The following is an 18,430-nucleotide window of genomic DNA, read 5'->3' as shown; positions in this document are numbered from 1 at the left end:
TCCAGTCATTCCCTGCCGCAAGGAACCCGTCTTGTCCAAGGTCGCCATTGTCGGCAGCTGCATTACCCGAGACTTGTGGCCAATCGTAGGCGCAGAGCCCTCGGACCTACTCTATATTTCGCGCACCAGCCTGCCGAGCCTGTTCGCCCGTCCGCTTGAAGGCGTCGAGACGGCGCAGGAACCGCCGCATGGCCTCGGCGTCTTTACGCATCGGGCGATGGTCAATGACCTGAAGAAGCGCGCGCTGGCCGCGTTGGTCGCCTATCAGCCCACCCACATCATCTTCGACTTCATCGACGAGCGGCTCGACCTGTTCTGCGTCGGGGGCACGATCGTGACCCACAGCTGGGAACTCGATGTCAGCGGCTATCTGGCCCAGCCTGCCTTCGAAGGCGCGGCGACCATCAGCCGGACCTCCACCGCCTGTGATCTGCTCTGGCTCCAGGCAGCCGACGAGATGGCGGCCTTTATCCAGTCAACGCCGCTGCGCGACGCCGTCCTTATCGTCCACGAGGCCCAGTGGGCGACGGGCTATCAAGACGAAGCCGGAGAGCTCCGTGATTTCGCGGATGTCGTAGAGATTTTCCAGGGCAAGCCGGCCCCGATCGCCGAACACAACGCCATGCTGGATTTCTACCAGCCCGCCTTCCGCGCCCGCCTGCCGCAGGCCGTGAGCGTCACGGCATCGCCGGACCTGCATCTGGCTAGCGCCCAGCACCGCTGGGGTCTCAGCCCCTTTCACTATGTCGACGACTACTACCGCGAGGTCTGGTCGGGGCTCAAAGCGCTGGGCGTCTGAAGGTCCCCTTGCCGCGCCCAGTGCTCCAACGGCGTCATCCCCTTGGCCGCCAGGTCTGAGGCGGCGGCCAGGTAGGAGAGCGTGGTCTTGCCAGGCCAGGGTTCGCCGATGCTCCATGCCCCGCCCTGCAGATAGTCCACCAACAGGTTCGCGCCCGGCGGCAGATCGCCGCCTCGCAGCGCGGCGTAGCGCAAGGCGTCGAACCAGGGGCTGGGGTGACGCTGCTCGGCCCCGCCGGAGGCCGCATAGTGGCTCAGGGGTTCGAAGCCGCCCTCGACCACGTCGGGATACTGGCCGCGATACCAGTCGGGATCGAACAACGGATGGGGCCGCAGGCCGAGGGCCGCGCCCTGCGTCAGGTAGTGGACGAGCGGCGCGCTCTCCGGCGCCCCGCCGGACGTCATCTGGGCGGCGTAGAAATCCGCGGCGAACAATGGATGGGGGCTGAGCCCCCGGCGCCAGCCGATCTGCAGATAGTGGCGGATCGGATTTCCGCCCGAGGCGATCAGGTCAGGCGCCTGACGGACATAGTGACGGATGCTGAACAGCGGGTGCGGATCGCGGCCTTGCGCGGCGCCAACCCGAACGAAGTGCTCCAAGGGCGTAAGGCCGCTCGCCGCAAGCTCAGCGGCGTTGGCGGCCGCGTAATACTGGGAATCGAACAGCGGGTGAGGACTGGCTCCTTCGCCGCCGCCATGCAGCAGATAGTGGACGAGCGGGCTGGTCCGCGACCCGGCCAAGTCGGCGCGCGCCTTCAGATACCAAGCCTGGTCGAAGATCGCCGCCGGCTGCACGGCTAGGTCCGCGCCGCGCCGCGCATAGGCCGCCATGGCGCGCAGGTCGCCGGCTTCCCAAACCCCGGAACGGGCGATGATCAGGGCGCGGCCGGACGAGCGGGTCATATCCAGGCTCCGGTCGATCAGCCGGGACAGGCGATTGCGTCGCCGGGGGCGCATGAACTTCGTCGCGGCGGCGCGATAGCCAACCAGGGCGATGTCCCGAGCTTCTTGCTCAACCCGCGCCCGGGCCAGCATGGCGTCGGCCAGCGCCACGCCAAGGCGCGTCCGCTTGACGGCCTCATCTACCTCAGAGCGCTGGAAGTCGCCCCGCGCCGCTGCGTAGCGCCGCGCCAGGACTTCAAGCTTGCCGATCAGGTCGAGGGACGCTTGCGCGGGGGCCTGCTGGGCCAGATTGTCGACCGCCATGATGGCCGGGCCCTCCTTGATGTCACCGCCTCGTGTCGAGCGCGGGCCGGATGCTGTCAAGCCGCTGGACGCTCGGCGAGCCCCTCGTCCATCAGCCAGCCGAGATAGCCGCCGCCTTCCGTGGAGAAGGGATCTGGGAAACGTTCACGCAGGTCGGCGCGGTCGCGCCAGATCAGCCGATGGGCCTTGGCGATGGGCGTGCCGTCGCCATAGACGCCATAGGCCCAGTAACGCTCGGGAATGGTCGGCTCGCTCGCGGCCGCGACCTGCTCCTTGTACCAGCGCCAGATCTCATAGACCGCATGGTTGTCACCGGCGTAGCGCTTGGTCATGGCGTCGCCTGTCGGGCCCAGCTTGGTGAAGTGCCAGAAGCGTAGGGGCGAGCCGTTGACGGTGATGGCGCCGTCCCGGCCGACGGACACTTGCCGCTGGCTGAGGTTCCAACTGGCGACATTATACCCCGGGTCGCGGACGACCTTGACCTTGTCGAAGAGGGCCGGGACGTGGTCGCACCACTTCTGGTCCACGAACAATCCGGTCGGAATGTCATCGTAGCAGAACTCAAGCAGCCGATCGTTCCACCACCGGCCGAAGCGCGCGCCCTCCCCGCCCGCCTTCACCGCGACGAAGCCGAGGTTGAAGATGCCGGTCCGCGAAGCCGAGAGGTCGTTGTCGAAGATCGCCTGGTGATCGGTGTTGGCGTCGACCAAATGGGGGGTGAGCAGGATGTCGTCCTGGCCGAGCAAATCGATCAGCGGCGACAGGCTGGAGAACAGGGCGGTGTCGGGGTCCAGATAGATCACCGCCTCGGCGCCGGTGGCGCAGGCCTGGTGGAGGAACGGGCCCTTCACCGCGGTGCAGACCTCGACGACGTCATGTTTGAACAGCCACGCCTTGAAATCGGAGATGCCGAGGTCCTGGGCGTAGACCACCTGATCAAACGGCTCGCTGGCCGGATCGAAGGCGAACCCCGGCGGCGGTTCGTCGGTGATCAGGGCGACGAGGTTCCAGTCGGGATGGAACTTGCGCAGGGTGGAATAGAGCACCCGCGCCCGGTTCAGATAGGCGAAGGTGAAGCTGGAAAAGCAGGTGACCTTCACGCGGCCTCCACAAGTTCGGCCGTGAGTTTGCTGAAGCTCAGGTCGTAGATCTTCGGGCTCCGGCGCGCGCGCGCCAGCTTCAGGATTTCGCCGCTTTCGAACCAGGCCTCGAGCTGATGCTCGTCGGGCAGGACGACGCCGTGTTCCGCGTCGCTCGCGAACACCGCGACATTGCCGCTATCGGGACCGGTCACCACCGCCGCCCCGGCCGACGCCGCCTCATAGGCCACGAACGAGAACGTCTCCAGGCACAGCGACCAGACCATGGCCGCATCGATGGACAGTTCCTCCATCGCCTCGCGCATCGCGAGCGGGCGGTCGGCGGTGACCGTCACCGGATGATGCTGGGCCAGCGATCCGGCCACCGGAGTACTGGCGAGGTGGATGAAGGCATAGCGCGGGTCATGGGCGAACCGGGCGGCCAGATCGCGGAAGACCGGCCAGCCCTTGTGGACCGACGGGGTGCCGGGGAAGGCGAAGCGGAATGGCGCGTCCGGCTCGGCAGGCGCCCTGGCGCGGGTCGCCGGAACAAGCTTCGCATGCGGCAGCATGACCTGCGCCTGGGCGTCGAGCGAGCCGCCTTCGCGCCAGGCGTCGAGGGCCACGTCCGACGGCGAGGCCACCGTCAGCTCCAGGCGATCGAACAGCAACTGGTGCTCGCGCACCTGGGCCTGGCGCGAGTCGCCATAGACGCAGATCGAACAGGCCGGGCTGCCGGCCGGCGGCGCACCGCAGTTCTCCACGTCGTTGCGCAGCAGATGGATGCCGGCGCAGAGGCTGCCCATGTCGTGCAGCCAGAAGAAGCCGGCGTTCATGCCGGCCGCGCGGACGATGTCGATCACGTCGCGGCTGGAATGGCCGAGCATGTTGTGGATCGCAAAGCTGCGGGGCGCCTGCGCCGGCTGAGCCCAGGCCTTCACCGCCTCCACGATGGCGGCGGGCGTGAAGACGCCGACGCTCTCTCCGTTCCAGAGCACGCCCATCGGTGTCTGCGTCGGGCCGCTGCGCACGGTCGGCCAACCGTTGGCCGGATGGATATGCAGGTGGTTACGCCCGAGCACCGCGAACTCCGCCGCCTCGCGCTGCACGCAGAGCTGCGAGCCGCCCACCGAGCGGCTGTAGTCGTCCTGGCTGAAGGTCACATGCAGGCCGCGCGGACGTGACCGCCCCATCGCCTCGATGAGCGCTCTGGCCGGTGAGAGTTCGACCGGCCGCGCCCAGGCCCGGGAATCGGCCAGCCTGGCCGCGAACGGCTTGAGGCTGGCCAGCACGTCATGGCGAAAGCCGAGCCGCGACTTGGCGATGCGGCCTTCCTGACGGCCGGTCTGCACATAGTGCAGGAAGGGATGGACGCCGCTGGCGGCGACATCGGGATTGAGCTCAAGATAGTCGGATACCGAGAAGTCGTTGCTCGGATCGCGCCCCTCCCGCCAGCCGTGGCTGAGAAAGTGATCGAGCGGGTCGGCGCCCGACGTCGCCACGTCGCGGTACATGGCCAGGTAATATTGTGGATCGAAAAACCTCGCGGCGGCCGCCCGCTCTTCGCGGCTGATGATGCCAACCGCGATGAGGCGGCGATCAGCCTCGGTCATGGCGTGGTAGGCGGCCGCGTGCGCCGAGGCGAGAATCTCGCGTCCCTCGCGGTAGCCGGTCGTCAGGTAGTGGACGAGCGGGTTCGCGCCGGCTTGCGCGACATCGGGATGCCGCGCCAGATAGTCGCGGGTCGAGAACCAGGGAGCCGGATCGCGGCCCTCAAGCCAGCCCGCCTCGCCATAGTGCAAGACAGGATCGACGTCGGCCAAGCCCAGGCCAGGGTTGGTTTGCTTGTAGAAATCAGCGTCCACCGCCAAGGCGAGCACGAAGTTGACGCGATCTGGTGTGGCCACGGCGGCCATGCTGCGATGTTCCCGTGCGACGCCAAGCCCGAGCCGTGGTTTGCATCAGATGAACGGCCCGATCAATGGCCCCGCCCTTGCCGCAGAGCGCGAGCGGCCATACAGCGTGGGGGCGAATGGGCCCCGGGGGCGGGACGGCGAGAGCAGCGAAGATGCAAACCACCTCCGAGCGATCAGCCTATCTCGTACTGGGCATGCACCGTTCCGGCACCTCGGCGACGGCTCAATTGCTGGCGCTGGCCGGGGCTGAACTGCCCGACAATGTGATGCCGGGCGATGAGCACAACGCCAAGGGCTACTTCGAACCCTGGAAAATCTCGGTCTTCAACGACCAGCGCCTGCGGGCCGGCGCGACCGCCTGGGACGACCCCTTCAACCTGCCCTACGCCCCGCTGGCGGCGCAGGAAGAGGCGGCATGGCGCGAGCGCGCCTTGGCGCTGTTCCGCGCCGAGTTCGGCGAGGCGCTGCACCCGCTGTTGAAAGACCCGCGCGTTTCGGTGCTGCTGCCCATGTGGCGCGAGGTTCTGGACGCCGTCCAGATGCCGGCCCGCGTGGTGATCCCGGTGCGCGGCCCGCTGGCGGTCGCCGGATCGCTGTCGCGCCGCGACGCCTTCCCGGTCGAAAAATCCGTCCTGCTCTGGACGATCTACATGCTGGCCGCCGAGGCCCAAACCCGCGACCTGCCGCGCGCCTTCGTCTCCTATGACGGGCTGCTGACCGACTGGCGCGGGCAAGTCGCCGCCATGGAGAAAGCCCATGGCGCGCCGCTGCCGCGCCTGAGCGAGCGGGCGGCCGAGCACATCGACGGTTTCCTGACCAAGGACCTGCGGCACAATGACGGCGAGGGCGACCTCGCCGCGGTTCCGCTGGTCGGCGCCCTGGCCCAGGAAGTCCTGGACTGGTTCAACGCCGCCGCGGCCGGTCAGTCACCTGACCGCGCGGTGCTTGATCGCGCCGCCGCCAAGATCGCCGAGATGAAGGCTCAGATGGGCGTCTTCGTCTCCCCCGTGACCAGCGCGCTCGACGCCACACGCGCCGAACTCCTCTATGAGCGCCAGCTCGCCGAGGTGGAACGCAAGCGCATGGACGCCCTGGAAAGCGAGCTCGCCATCCTGCGTCAGGAACGCGCGCGCATCGAGGCCGTGGTCGACACGGCCCTGGACGGCCGCTAATCAGCGCCCCCGAGAATTAGAGCCTTGGCAAACGACACCCAAACTCCCGAGCAAGACTCGCTCGCCGACATCTTGTTGGCCAAACGGCGCGATCTGCACCGCGCCCGCCGCGTGGTCGCCGACGACCGCTGGAACCGCTTCCGCAAGGCCGCCGCCCGCCGGGTCGGCCTGTCCGAGAAGGGCCCCTCGGAGCAGCGCTTCGACCTGATGCTGGCCCGCGCCAAGTGGCCTGGCCGCGCGGCGCTGATCGCCCGCTCGGGCCTGTGGGACTTCCGGCTGAACCGGTCGGTGGGCCGCGATGGCGGCGACGTCAGGGGGCTGGTCTCCTATGTCCGCGCCGGGCCGGACGCCAGCGCCAACCCCAAGGCCCTGTTCGACCAGGCCTGGTACCTGGAAAAGAACGACGACCTCACGGGCTCGCGCTGGGCGCCGCTGGCCCACTATCTGGTGGCCGGCGACAAGGAAGGCCGCGATCCGCACCCGCTGTTCGACCTGAAGGATTATCGCGGCCGCCACGCGGTGAAGATCGCCGCCACCGGCCTCTCGGCCCTGCAGCACTTCGTCCACAAGGGAGCGATCGAGGGCTTCGACCCGCACCCGCTGTTCGACGTCCGCTACTATGTCGGCCAGGCCGAGGAGGTCGCCGATTCCGGCGAGAACCCGCTGGTCCACTACCTGCGCGAGGGCTGGCGCAAGGGCTACGAGCCCCATCCGCTGTTCTCGGGCCGCTGGTATCTGGCGACCAATCCCGACGTCGCGCAGACCGACACGGCGCCGCTGCTGCACTACGCCGTCAGCGGCGCCGCCGAGGGCCGCAGCCCGCACCCGCTGTTCGACGCCGGCTGGTACATGGACCGCTATCGCGATGCGGCCCCGCTCGGCTCGACCGCCCTGGCCCACTTCCTGTCGGGCGCCGAAGAGCGCCGCGACCCCAGCATCCATTTCGACACCGCCTTCTATCTGGAGCAGCAGGTCAACGCGCCGGACGGCGTGCACCCGGTGATCCACTATCTGACCGAAGGCGCCTTCGAGGGAATTTCCCCGGCCGCCGACTTCAACGAGTTGAGCTATCTGGTCGAGCATCCGGACGCCGCCGAACAGCCGATGTCCTCGCTGGAGCATTGGGTGCTGTCACGCACGCCAAAGCCGGAACCGACGCCGGCCGGAACCCGCATGTCGGGCGACGCAGGTCTGTTCGAGCAACTGCGCAGCGCGGGCCGCGCCAAGGACCCGGGCGCCTACGACCTCCAGGCCTATCGCGATCTCACGGCCGCCAAGCAACGCATCCGCGAACGCGAGGTCGGAGGGGTGCAGGTCAAACCCCTCGACCTGATCAAGGTCACTGAACGCGACATCGACAAGACCGCGGCCGGGCTAGCCTTTGCGACCGTGGCCAAGCCGGCGGTGTCCATCATCATCCCGGCCTTCAACAACCTGACCTTCACCCTGGAGTGCCTGGCGGCGCTGAAGGCGGCGGGGGACCTGCGAGACGCCGAGATCATCGTCATCGACGACGCCTCGACCGACGCCACCAGCGCGGTGTTGGCCAAGATCCAGGGCCTGACCCTGATCACCAATCCGCAGAACCTGAACTTCATCCGCACCTGCAACCGCGCCGCCGAAGCCGCACGGGGCGAGTTCCTGATCTTCCTGAACAACGACGTCCAGGTCCGAGCCGGCTGGCTGCCAGCCCTGATGGCGCCGTTCGCCCAGGAGAAGGATGTCGGGGCCACCGCGCCCAAGATGCTGTTCCCCGATGGACGGCTGCAAGAAGCCGGCGCCCGAATCGCCGTCGACGGGACCGCCGAGATGATCGGCCTGTTCGAGGATCCCAGCCTGCCGCGCTGGAACGTGCGACGCGAGGTCGACTACGCCTCCGGCGCCTGCCTGGCGGTGCGCCGCGAGGTGTTCGCCGAACTGGGCGGCTTCGATATCGCCTTCGCGCCCGCCTATTGCGAGGACGCCGACCTGTGCTTCCGACTACGCGAGCGCGGCCTGCGGATCATCTACGAGCCAACCTCGGAGATCGTCCACCACCTGAGCATCACCGCCAACTCGATCAACGCCGGCTACAAGCAGCGGCTGGCGACCAAGAACCAGCAGGCCTTCGTCGAACGCTGGAGCGAACGGCTGGAAGCGCTGAATACCGTGCGCACAATCGCCTTCCACCTGCCGCAGTTCCACACTGTCGGCGAGAACGACCGTTGGTGGGGCCCAGGCTTCACCGAGTGGACCAATGTCAGCCGCGCCCTGCCCAACTATCGCGGCCACTATCAGCCGCACGTGCCGGCCGACCTCGGCTTCTACGATCTCTCCAATCCCGAGGCGCTGAAGCGCCAAGGTGAACTGGCCGCGCGCTACGGGATCGGCGGCTTCTGCCACTACTTCTACTGGTTCACCGGTGGTCGCCGGATCCTGGAAAAGCCGCTGGAGCCGCTGCTGGACAGCGTTGAGGGCGACTTCCCGTTCTGCCTCTGCTGGGCCAACGAAAACTGGACCCGCACCTGGGACGGCCAGGAACGCGACGTGCTGCTGGCCCAGACCTATGAGCCCGGCGACGCCGAGGCCTCCATCGCGGAGATGGAGCCCTATCTCGCCCGGCCCAACTACATCCGCGTCAACGGCAAGCCGCTGGTGGTGATCTACCGGCCGGGCCTGCTGCCGGACGCCAAGGCCTGGGCCGAGGCCTGGCGCAAGCATTGCCGCGAGGCGGGCATCGGCGAAATCTACCTGGCCTTCGTCGAGAGCTTCGAGAAGGCCGGCGGCAAGGTCGATCCGGAAAGCCTGGGCTTCGACGCCTCGGTGGAGTTCCCGCCGGCCGGCGCTGGGGCCCTGATCCATCCGCCTGGACCGCTCTACAACGCGCGCTTCGAGGGCCGCGTGAACGACTATCGCCAGATGGTCCGCCACTATCTCGGCGCGGCCACGCCCGGCCATAAGCGGTTCCGTGGCGTCATGCCCTCGTGGGACAACACCGCGCGGCGCCAGGACGGCGGCTGGGTCTACCAGCACGCCTCGCCGGGCGCCTTCCAGGCCTGGACCCAGGCGATGTTCGAAGACACCCGCCGCCAGAATTTCGGCGAGGAGCGCATCGTCTTCATCAACGCCTGGAACGAGTGGGGCGAAGGCGCTCACCTAGAGCCCGACCAGCGCTTCGGCCACGCCTGGCTGGAAGCGGTGAAGAACGCCGCCGACGCCGACCTGGTGGACAAGTCATGAGCAGCCCCGACCTCGTTCTCGTCGGCCATCCGTTCTCGGCCATCGGCATGGCCGAGCACGTGCGCTCGGCCTGGCGCGCCTTCAAGGCGGCGGGAACCACGCCCGGCCTGATCGACATCTACGACATGCACCGCGGCGACGACGCCGACTTCGAACGCGAGTTCGCCAGCCACGTCGTCCCGACCCTGAGCGAAAAGATCAACCTCTTCTGCATCAACGCCGGCGAGGTGGAGCAGGCCATGAGCGTGCTGGAGCACCTTGGCTCGGGCCCGGCGTTCCAGAAGGCCCACAACATCATCTATCCGGCTTGGGAACTGGCGAAGTACCCCGATCCCTGGGCCAAGATACTTGAGCGGTTCGACGAGGTCTGGGCGCCGTCCGACTTCATCGCCAAGGCTATTGCGCCGACAACGACGCGGCCTGTCGTGCACATGCCGCTGGCGGTGGAGCTCACCGTCTCATCCCTGCTGGGGCGCCGGCACTTCGGCATTCCCGAGAACGCCTTCGTCTGCCTGTTTTTCTTCGACTTCTCGTCCTACTCGGAGCGCAAGAACCCCTTCGCCATGCTGGAGGCGTTTGAGAAACTGGTGGCTCAGCGGCCGCACGCCCCGCTGCATGCGGTGGTCAAGTACAAGGGCGGCGACGACGGCAATCCCGCCCGCAAGGCGCTAGAGGCGCGGATCCGCGCCATGGGCGGCCAGATCCAGGCGATCACCCGCCAGCTCTCCGACAACGAGATCAAGAACCTGGTGCGCTGCGCCGACGCCTTCGTATCGCTGCACCGCTCGGAAGGCTTCGGCCGCGGGCCGGCCGAGGCGATGATCATGGGCCGCGCGGCGGTCGCCACCAATTACTCCGGCAATCTCGACTTCATGACGCCGGAGACTAGCCTGCTAGTCGATTGCAAGATCGTGCCAGTTGCTGAAGGCGCCTATCTGTTCGGCGAGGGCCAAGTCTGGGCCGATCCATCGGTGGATCACGCCGTGGAGCTGATCGGCGGCCTGCTGGATGATCCACAGGGCGCCCACGCGCTAGGCGCTCGCGCGCGCCGCCATATCCGCACCCACTTCAGCGCCCGGGCCATCGGCCTGCGCTACGTCTCACGGCTGGAAGAACTGAGCACCCAGGCGACCTAGGTCAGCGCGCGGCGACGGTCGTCGGCCCCGCCGCACTGGTCGTCAGCGCCTCAGGGCCGGGGTTCTCGGTCACGGTGATCTGATGGATCACGAACCCGCCGCCAGCCTGGTCGTCGGTGTCCAGGCGGATCTGGTCGATCTGCGACATTGTCCAGTCATCGCCCCCGCTCTTTAGGCGGGACATGTCGTAGACGGCGACCACGGTCTCGTTGAGCGCGGGGTCCGCGCCGTCGATCGGCTTGGCCTGGAATTCGCCAGACTCGCCATGATTGGTAGTGCGATAGAAGATCGCCCCGTCCCAGGCCGCGCCCGGGCGTGTCCGCGTCATCCGCACCAGCACCAGCGAATAGCGACGGCCATCGAGGGCCAGTCCCGTGGGTGAACGCAGCATCGGGTCAGCGCGCTGGTTCTGGATCTCCAGCCCCACAGGCGCGCCCGGCAACGCCGCGCCGCCGGTCAGCACGAAGCCCTCGGTTGAACCATCGAACGTCCAGAGCCGCCCGGCCTTCAGCGTCCGGCCGGCGATCTCAAACGCGTCCTTGTCCTCGTTCCACATGATGGCCTGGGCGCGCGGCGTCGCCTTGATCTGGGCGAGCGCAGGCGCCGCCGCGGCCCGCGCCCATGGAGCGGGTTGATCACAGGCCGCTAGGGGCAGAACCACAGCGGCCGTAGCCCAGGCGAGCAACAATCGCTTCATACTGACTTTCCAGCGGCCTCACGTCTTGGCACCACCAGGGGCTCCAAAGCGCGGTGGGTCCAAGGCCAGATAGAGAGCCCCGACGACCGCCGCCAGATCGAGCGCGTAGAGATATCTGCAGTCGCAGGCGATCGATATCGCGAAAAAGCTTGCCGCGAAGGCCAATGACGAAAGAAGCAAGCCTGCGACCACCACGTCTGGGGGCTCGCGCCGCACGAGGAGAAGGGCCGCCACGACAAGCGCCAGGATCGCAAAGAACGCATGGGAATAAGCCGGCGTTCCTAGATAGGCCGGGGCGTAGCGGCCTAGCGCCAAGTCCTTTGGGCTAAGCCGCGCGGCAAGATCCAAGCCTGCCAATTTCTCCGCCGGCCCTGTGACACCGACAAAGATCGGAAGGCAACGTTCTGGCTCCGGCGTGAAGAACACCCAGACGAACGCATCCCAACGGTGGGCCAGATAGGCACCCGTTTGGTGCTGCACGACCTCCAGCCACTGGGCCCGCATCACGGAAGCTGGCGTCTTCCATAGGGCCGGCCCGAGTTCCTGGCTGCGATCAAAAAAATCGATCCGCTCTGGGGAATACACACTCGCAGCCTGCGCTTTGATCAAGGCCGCGGCCTGCGGCATGGCGGCGGCGATGACGGCCAGATCCGTCGCCGGGTCGCGCGCCGCCACCGCAACGACGTCATAGTGCTGGAGAATGCGCAGGCCGGTGGCGAAAGCCTTGTCGGCTCCCGCCGCCCTAGGATGAGCCAGGTGTCCCGCCAGACCTGCGAGCAGGATAACCATGGCAAGCCACCCAAGCCCCCAGGCCCAGGCGGTCCGCACGCCACGCGCCGGCTGGATCGCCAAGCCAAGCGATGCGGCCGCGCCGACGACCATCACGAGGCCGTTCTGCCGGATAGACATCGCCAGGGCGAACAGGACAGCCGACACCAACAACTGGAGCCAGCGTCGCCGCACGCGGCTCCATCCGAGCACCGCATGCGCCACGCAGACGAAGCCCGCGACCACGAAATTGGCGAACAGCACATCCTTCCAGACGATCCCCTGGAAAAGAACCAAGGTCGGGGACGCCGCCAAGACCACCACCAGCGCAGCCGCCCACCAGCTCGCGCGCCCGCGCAGGCCCGGCAGCGTCATCAGGGCTCCGAACAGGGTCAGGAGACTAAGCGCCCCATAGAGCGCGACGCCCGGCACGACACGGTCCAAGACGCCCAAGATCCGAGCATAGACGACTGGGCCGAAGGTCTCGCGGACCTGGTGGCGACCCTCGTAGAGGGCCATGACAGAGTCCACTGAAAGGTGCGCCGGCGTCCCGACGACCAAGATTGCGACAAACGCCGCAAGCAAGGCTGCTCTCAGAGCCCAGAGCGATCTTGTGCTTCCCGACGGCATCGCCCTGCTCCCCGGCGTCCCGCGCGCCCGCCCGAAAGGCGGCGCCACGCGGCTGATGCCCCGCGCGCTGGGTTACACATGTCGTTGAAGGTTGCCAATCGGAGCGGCGCCCACTAACCCCGCGTGAATTCGCGAACCCGGCCCAAGGACCATACGCCGACCATGCGTCACGAGCTGGTGCGCGCTCGCGCCCCCCTGAGATTGGGTTTCGGCGGCGGCAGCACGGACGTCTCACCCTATTGCGACGAGTACGGCGGCGCGGTGCTGAACGCGGCCATCGACCTGTTCGCACATGTGACCGTCCAGAAGCGTGACGACGATCAGGTGCGCCTGGTCGCCGCCGACCGCGACCAGGCCTGGCAGGCCCACGCGAGCGCGCCGCTGCCCACCGACGAGCCGCTGCGCCTGCTCAAGGGCGTCTACAACCGCTTCATGGCCGACTATGCAGGCGGCCGCGCCCTGCCGCTGACGCTGGTGTCCTACGCCGACTGCCCGCCCGGCTCGGGGCTGGGCTCTTCCTCGGCCCTGGTGGTCGCCATGGTCGAGGCCATGCGCCGCTTCATGGGGCTGGAGATGGACGCCCACAGCGTGGCGCGCCTGGCCTTCGACATCGAGCGCCGCGAACTTGGCTTGGCCGGCGGCGCCCAGGATCAGTATGCGGCGGCCCATGGCGGCCTGAACCTGATGCACTTCGCCGCCAACGCCCAGGTCGAAGTGACCCCGGTCGAGGTCCCGGACCGGGTGATGCGCGAACTGGAAGCCTCGCTGGTGCTCTATTTTACGGGGGTCAGCCGCGAGTCGGCGGCGATCATTGAAGAGCAGACCACCAACATGCGCAGCCACGCGGCCAAGTCGCTCGAAAGCCTCCACGCGATCAAGGCCAGCGCCTTCGAGATGCGCGACGCCCTGACGGCTGGCGATCTGCCGCGGTTCGGCGCCCTGCTGGACTCCGGCTGGGGCCTGAAGAAGCAGACCGCGCACAACGTCTCCTCGGCCCAGATCGACAAGGTGTATGAGGCGGCCAAGGCGTTCGGCGTATTCGGCGGCAAGGTTTCCGGCGCCGGCGGCGGTGGATTCATGATGTTCCTGATCGACCCGACCCGCCGCGAAGGCCTCAAGCGCCTGCTATCCACCTTCGGCGGCACAGCCCAGGCCGCGCGCTTCACCAGGACCGGAGTCGAGTCCTGGGACGTGAAATAGCCGTCAAAACTCGCTAGGACGCGCCCGTGAAAGAACTCTCGAAATCCATCGTCCGCCGCATGGCCGACCCGAACTTCACCCGGCGCTGGTTCGTCGGTGAGGGCCTCGACATCGGCGGCAAGCCCGATCCGCTGTCGATGTATGTCACCTTCTTCCCTGGCCTGGCCAGCGTGCGGATCTGGGATTGGGAGGACGGCGACGCCCAGCAACTGGCCGGCCTTGAGCCCGAGAGCCTGGACTTCGTGCATTCCAGCCACTGCCTGGAGCACCTGGTCGATCCGCGCGAGGGCCTGGCGTCCTGGTTCGGCGCGATCAAACCGGGCGGCTTCCTGATCGTCACCGTGCCGGACGAAGACCTCTATGAACAGGGCGTCTTCCCCTCGACGCACAACCGCGATCACAAGTGGACCTTCACCATGCTGAAGGCCCGCTCCTGGAGCGACCGCTCCTTGAACGTGCTGGAGCTGCTGTCGAACCTCGGCCCCGCCGCCGATATCGAGAAGGTCGCCCTGCTCAACTCCACCTTCCGCTACGACCTGCCGCGCTTCGACCAGACGCTGACGCCGATCGGCGAGTGCGGCATCGAGTTCGTGGTCCGCAAGCGCACCGCGCGCGAACTGGCCGCCGGCGGCCTGGTGCGCGAGACGGTCCAGCCCTCGCCCGCCGACCGCAGGCACTTCAACCAATACCGCGCCGACCACGCGCACATAAAGACCAGCCCCCCGCCGTTCGAGGACGAGAGCCCGCTCTGATAACGCCGATCACGGCGTCGGCTCCAATTTTCCTTTGGATTACTGGGCCGGCGCCATGCTTGCGCCGCAAAATGCGACCTGTTACCCACCGGCGCGAGCGACTTCGGCGGGACCGCCTTTTTCCGCCTTCAAGCTCTGGGTCGGGAGACTAGATGCAATCCGTACAACACATGGTGCGCACCGGACGGCGCGGACCCATGCACGAATTCAGCATGGCGTTCAGCGATCTGGGCGCGTCGCTCCAGCGGATCGGCCTGGCCTGGTCCCTGGCCTGGCACGACATCGTTTCGCGCTACCGCGGCTCGATGCTGGGGCCGTTCTGGATCACCCTGTCCATGGGCCTGATGGTGGCCGGGATCGGCTTCCTCTACGCCAATCTGTTCAAGATCCCGGTCAACGAGTTCATCCCCTATGTCGCCCTCGGCATCGTATTCTGGGGGCTGATCGCCAACGTGATCATCGAGGGCTGCGGCACCTTCGTCCAGGCGTCCGGCATCCTTAGCCAGACCTCGCTGCAGATGTTCACTTTCGTGTGGCGGACGATCATGCGCAACGTGATCAACCTGGCGCACCACGCCGTGATCATCGTCGGCGTGCTGATCTTTTACGACCACTGGCGCCAGACCGACGTGCCGATGGGCTTGATCGGCCTGTTCCTGCTGATGCTGAACATTTCCTGGATCAGCCTGGCCGCCGGCATGGCCTCGGCCCGGTTCCGCGACATTCCGCAAATCGTCGGCTCGGTCATTCAGTTCGCGATGTTCATGACCCCGGTGTTCTGGCTGCCGGGCGGGCGTCTGCTGGACCACGCTGTCCTGCTGTACAATCCGTTCTTCCACATGCTCGAGGTGGTCCGCGCCCCGCTGCTGGGCCAGAGCGTCAGCCCCTCGACCTACATCTTCCTCAGCGTGCTGGCGGTCGTCGGCTGGGCCGCTACCTTCACCACCTTCGCCCTCATTCGCCGCAGGATTGTGCACTACCTATGAAGGGTCCCGAGGTTTCGATTAAGGTCACTGACCTGACCCTGCGCTTCCCCGTCTACGGGGTCGATTCCAAGTCGCTGAAGAAGCACCTGGCGCGGATCACCGTCGGCGGACAGCTTGGCCGTAACGCCATGGGGGCGACCGAGGTCACCGCTGTGTCGAAGGTCAATATGCAGCTCCGCTCGGGCGATCGCCTGGGCCTGATCGGCCACAACGGCTCAGGCAAGACCACGCTGCTGCGCGCCCTGGCCGGCGCCTACGAACCCGACGAAGGCACCATCGACGTCCACGGCCAGATCGCGGCCATGCTGGACCTCAGCCTCGGGATCGACCCCTCGGCCACCGGCCTGGACAATATCCGGCTGCGCGGCCGCATCGCCGGCCTGTCGGCCAAGGAAATCGACGAGCGGCTGGACGAGATCGCCGAGTTCACCGGCCTGGGGCAGTTCCTGGCCATGCCGCTAAAGACCTACTCCGCCGGCATGCAGGCGCGCCTAGCCTTCGCGGTCGCCACCGCCGTCCATGCCGACGTCATCCTGATGGACGAATGGATCGCGGTCGGCGACGCCGATTTCCGCAAGATCGCCCACAAACGGATTCTGGAGCTGATGGAACGGGCCGGCATCCTGGTGCTCGCGTCACACGACGTCGAACTGATCCGCCTCTACTGCAACAAGGTCATGCGGATGGAGGGCGGGGTCGCCTCGCCGATCATGGACGTCAAGAAGCTGGACGAACTGCTCGCCGACGCCTCCGACGCTGACGCCGCCTGACCGGGCGAAGCCAAGTCGGGGCCTAAGCCAAACTAGGGGTACCGAGGCGCCTGTGGACGTCATCTTCACCATCGTATCGCGCAACTACGGCGCCCAGGCCGCCAGCCTGATGGAGAGCCTGGGCGCGGTGGAGCCCGGCGTCCGCCGGGTGGTGGTGACCACCGATGGTCCGATCGCCTTCCAAGATCCCGGCATCCGCACGATCGACGCGGCGACGCTGGTCCCCGACTTCGCGGCCATGTGCGCCTATTACGACGCGCTGGAACTGAACACGGCGGTCAAGCCGCACGCCTTCAAGGCGCTGCTGGCCGAAGAGGGTGTGACTTCCGGCGCCTATCTCGATCCCGACATTTGGGTCTATCGCCCCCTGGACATGGTGCGCGAGGGCCTGGCCCGCGCGCCGTTGGCGCTGACGCCGCACACCACTCGGCCGCTGCTCGGGCAGGCCAATCCCAACGACCACGTCATCCTGACCTCGGGCGCCTATAACCTCGGCTTCATGGCCGCGCGCGCCGAGCCGCAGATCGTGGCGCTGCTGGACTGGTGGGCGGAGAAGCTGCGGTTCGACTGCCGCGTCGACTTCGCCAACGGACTGTTCACCGACCAGAAGTGGATGGACCTGGCCCCCGGTTTCGTCAGCGACCTGGCCCTGCTGCGCAGCCCCAGCCTCAACCTCGCCTACTGGAACCTGGAGGGCCGCGAGGTCGCCGGAGCAAGGGGCGGCTGGAGCGTGGACGGCGAGCCTCTGACCTTCTTCCACTTCTCCGGCTTCGATCCGGCCCGGCCCGAACTGCTGTCCAAGCACCAGGACCGCGTCCGCGTGCAGCCAGGTTCGGCCCTGGCCGACCTGATGACGGACTATGCAGCCGCCCTGCTGCGCAACGGCCACGCCGAGGCCTCGGCCACCCCCTATGGGCATAGCAACTTCCCGTCCGGAAAGCCGATCACCAAGGACGTCCGGCGGCGGATGTTGGCCGCGTGCCGGGCCGGCGAAGACTTCGGCGGCGGGCTGACGCCGGCGGCCGAAGCCTGGGCCGACATCCGCCCGGGAGAAATCATCCGCGAGCCGGTCACGCCCCCGGACGGCGCCTGGCTGGCGAGTTCGGCGCAGCTCACCCAGTGGCTGATCGCCGACCAGACCGCCCCGGCGGTCACCGCCATGCAGTCCGCGCGCCGCGATCTGCGCGACCGCTTCGCGGGCGATGAAGACGGGCTGAAAGCCTGGTTGCTGGGACCGGAGTCGCTCGAGGGCCGGTTCTCCGCGCGGCTCGCCCCGGACAGCGCCTTCGCAGACCCCGATCTCGCCCTGCGCGCGGCGCGGCAGGTCAGCGGCGAAACCTCAGAGGCCAAGCTGCGCCTGGCCGCCTACGGCCTGGCCCATCGCGCCGACTGGCCGGGCCACGTCGCCACCGCCCTGCGCTCGAGCTTCAATTCCCCGGTGAAGGAGCTGGCGCGCGGCCACCCCTTCCCGCGGCTGTTCCTATCGATCTGGGAGAGCCGGGGCGATCTGCAGCGGCTGTTCCCGCTCAGCAGTTTCTCAGAGCGCTTCGCCTTCCTGCGCTGGCTGATCGGCGGCGGTCTGGCGGAATACGGCATCGACGTCGCCGCCCTGCCGCCCAATGTCGACAGCCATCCAGTGTTCGAGATGGCGCGGCTCAGCGTGCGGCGCGCGCCCGGCGTCGAGCTTCGCCAACCAGCCAACGGCGCCGTCAACACGCTGCTGGTCGTTGAGCGCTGGACCCCCGGAGCCGCCGGCGGCGACGCCCTGGTGTTCGACGCCGGCGCCAGCCGTTTCCGAACACCCGAAGGCGCACCCGCACCGGCCCCGGCCAAGGTCGAAAAGCTGGTCTTCCGCACCGACCCTGGCCTTGTTCCGGCCGACGCCATCGCCCTGCTAAGCCAAGGCGTCACCTGGGGGTCCGCCAGCTCATGAGCCTGCTTTCCACCACCCGTCGCCTCTGGCGCGGCCTGACGCCCGAACCGGTCCGGCGCCTGGCCCAGCCGATCCTGGGCCCCGCGCTCGAAGCCTATGTCCGGCGCCAGGCGCGCAAGCCCCACGCGGCCGACGACTTCTCCGGCCCGATCCGCGTGGTCGGCGACT

At 67.7% G+C, this 18,430-nt stretch carries 14 protein-coding genes; 9 read left to right on the top strand and 5 right to left on the bottom strand.

Translation table 11 applies throughout. The annotated features are described in order from the left end of the window. Positions 1-31: 31 nt before the first annotated feature. Positions 32-799 carry a DUF6270 domain-containing protein gene (locus Q7T84_RS02020; RefSeq protein ID WP_304805946.1) on the top strand — a complete coding sequence of 256 codons (768 nt, stop codon included), beginning with the start codon at positions 32-34 and terminating at the stop codon, positions 797-799. Here the strand turns inward: Q7T84_RS02020 and Q7T84_RS02015 are convergent. The 3 genes from Q7T84_RS02015 to Q7T84_RS02005 are packed head-to-tail and all read right to left on the bottom strand — an operon-like array spanning position 757 to position 4,999. Continuing rightward, positions 757-2,004 (bottom strand): hypothetical protein, encoded by a 1,248-nt coding sequence (locus tag Q7T84_RS02015; protein ID WP_304805945.1) that lies wholly within the window; start codon positions 2,002-2,004, stop codon positions 757-759. The two genes, Q7T84_RS02020 and Q7T84_RS02015, sit on opposite strands and share 43 nt — an antisense overlap. A 56-nt stretch (positions 2,005-2,060) precedes the next feature. After that, positions 2,061-3,104, bottom strand: coding sequence for a hypothetical protein (locus tag Q7T84_RS02010; protein ID WP_304805943.1), 1,044 nt, complete (start codon positions 3,102-3,104; stop codon positions 2,061-2,063). After that, positions 3,101-4,999, bottom strand: coding sequence for a hypothetical protein (locus Q7T84_RS02005; protein WP_304805942.1), 1,899 nt, complete (start codon positions 4,997-4,999; stop codon positions 3,101-3,103). The genes Q7T84_RS02010 and Q7T84_RS02005 overlap by 4 nt, the downstream gene beginning before the upstream one ends. A 152-nt stretch (positions 5,000-5,151) precedes the next feature. On the opposite strand from Q7T84_RS02005, the gene Q7T84_RS02000 reads away from it, so the two are divergent. Genes Q7T84_RS02000 through Q7T84_RS01990 form a run of 3 tightly spaced genes read left to right on the top strand, consistent with a single transcriptional unit; the run spans position 5,152 to position 10,526 of the window. Then, the gene (locus Q7T84_RS02000; RefSeq protein WP_304805940.1) at positions 5,152-6,171 is read left to right on the top strand and encodes a sulfotransferase family protein; all 1,020 of its coding nucleotides are present in this window, start codon (positions 5,152-5,154) and stop codon (positions 6,169-6,171) included. 24 nt (positions 6,172-6,195) lie between these two features. Beyond that, positions 6,196-9,390, top strand: a complete 3,195-nt coding sequence (locus tag Q7T84_RS01995; protein ID WP_304805938.1) for a glycoside hydrolase family 99-like domain-containing protein — start codon at positions 6,196-6,198, stop codon at positions 9,388-9,390. Next, positions 9,387-10,526: a glycosyltransferase family 4 protein gene (locus tag Q7T84_RS01990; protein WP_304805937.1), complete on the top strand. Its 1,140-nt coding sequence runs from the start codon at positions 9,387-9,389 to the stop codon at positions 10,524-10,526. Before Q7T84_RS01995 ends, Q7T84_RS01990 begins: the two co-directional genes overlap by 4 nt. A 1-nt stretch (position 10,527) precedes the next feature. On the opposite strand, the gene Q7T84_RS01985 is transcribed toward Q7T84_RS01990, so the two are convergent. Together Q7T84_RS01985 and Q7T84_RS01980 are read right to left on the bottom strand one after the other, a co-directional pair. After that, positions 10,528-11,223, bottom strand: a complete 696-nt coding sequence (locus Q7T84_RS01985) for a hypothetical protein (protein WP_304805936.1) — start codon at positions 11,221-11,223, stop codon at positions 10,528-10,530. An 18-nt stretch (positions 11,224-11,241) separates the two neighbouring features. Next, positions 11,242-12,366 carry a hypothetical protein gene (locus tag Q7T84_RS01980; RefSeq protein ID WP_304805935.1) on the bottom strand — a complete coding sequence of 375 codons (1,125 nt, stop codon included), beginning with the start codon at positions 12,364-12,366 and terminating at the stop codon, positions 11,242-11,244. A gap of 417 nt (positions 12,367-12,783) precedes the next feature. Here Q7T84_RS01980 and Q7T84_RS01975 point away from each other — a divergent pair, with 417 nt between their 5' ends. From Q7T84_RS01975 to Q7T84_RS01955, 5 genes are all read left to right on the top strand, one after another. Further along, positions 12,784-13,821 carry a dehydrogenase gene (locus tag Q7T84_RS01975; RefSeq protein ID WP_304805933.1) on the top strand — a complete coding sequence of 346 codons (1,038 nt, stop codon included), beginning with the start codon at positions 12,784-12,786 and terminating at the stop codon, positions 13,819-13,821. Between the two features lie 26 nt (positions 13,822-13,847). Beyond that, entirely contained in the window at positions 13,848-14,573 is a 726-nt protein-coding gene (locus tag Q7T84_RS01970) for a bifunctional 2-polyprenyl-6-hydroxyphenol methylase/3-demethylubiquinol 3-O-methyltransferase UbiG (protein ID WP_304805931.1), read from the top strand. Positions 14,574-14,725: 152 nt separating this feature from the next. Next, positions 14,726-15,559, top strand: coding sequence for an ABC transporter permease (locus Q7T84_RS01965; RefSeq protein WP_304805930.1), 834 nt, complete (start codon positions 14,726-14,728; stop codon positions 15,557-15,559). Continuing rightward, a complete protein-coding gene (locus tag Q7T84_RS01960) occupies positions 15,556-16,329 on the top strand; it encodes an ABC transporter ATP-binding protein (RefSeq protein ID WP_304805929.1) in 774 nt (257 codons plus the stop codon). The genes Q7T84_RS01965 and Q7T84_RS01960 overlap by 4 nt, the downstream gene beginning before the upstream one ends. Before the next feature lie 52 nt (positions 16,330-16,381). Then, complete coding sequence (locus Q7T84_RS01955) at positions 16,382-18,262, top strand: hypothetical protein (protein ID WP_304805928.1); 1,881 nt, start codon at positions 16,382-16,384, stop codon at positions 18,260-18,262. The last annotated feature ends 168 nt before the right edge of the window (positions 18,263-18,430 follow it).

The organism is Phenylobacterium sp., assembly GCF_030654915.1.
Taxonomy (GTDB): Bacteria; Pseudomonadota; Alphaproteobacteria; order Caulobacterales; family Caulobacteraceae; genus Phenylobacterium.
The sequence above is the reverse complement of the archived record's forward strand: the minus strand, read 5'-3'. Positions and strand labels throughout refer to the sequence as shown.

What these genes read in the sequence shown, in the direction of transcription:
- Q7T84_RS01960 (WP_304805929.1), top strand. Translation starts at nt 15,556, where the DNA reads ATGAAGGGTCCCGAGGTTTCGATTAAGGTCACTGACCTGACCCTGCGC.
- Q7T84_RS01975 (WP_304805933.1), top strand. Translation starts at nt 12,784, where the DNA reads ATGCGTCACGAGCTGGTGCGCGCTCGCGCCCCCCTGAGATTGGGTTTC.
- Q7T84_RS01980 (WP_304805935.1), bottom strand. Translation starts at nt 12,366, where the DNA reads ATGACGCTGCCGGGCCTGCGCGGGCGCGCGAGCTGGTGGGCGGCTGCG.
- Q7T84_RS01985 (WP_304805936.1), bottom strand. Translation starts at nt 11,223, where the DNA reads ATGAAGCGATTGTTGCTCGCCTGGGCTACGGCCGCTGTGGTTCTGCCC.
- Q7T84_RS02005 (WP_304805942.1), bottom strand. Translation starts at nt 4,999, where the DNA reads ATGGCCGCCGTGGCCACACCAGATCGCGTCAACTTCGTGCTCGCCTTG.
- Q7T84_RS01990 (WP_304805937.1), top strand. Translation starts at nt 9,387, where the DNA reads ATGAGCAGCCCCGACCTCGTTCTCGTCGGCCATCCGTTCTCGGCCATC.
- Q7T84_RS02000 (WP_304805940.1), top strand. Translation starts at nt 5,152, where the DNA reads ATGCAAACCACCTCCGAGCGATCAGCCTATCTCGTACTGGGCATGCAC.
- Q7T84_RS01965 (WP_304805930.1), top strand. Translation starts at nt 14,726, where the DNA reads ATGCAATCCGTACAACACATGGTGCGCACCGGACGGCGCGGACCCATG.
- Q7T84_RS02015 (WP_304805945.1), bottom strand. Translation starts at nt 2,004, where the DNA reads ATGGCGGTCGACAATCTGGCCCAGCAGGCCCCCGCGCAAGCGTCCCTC.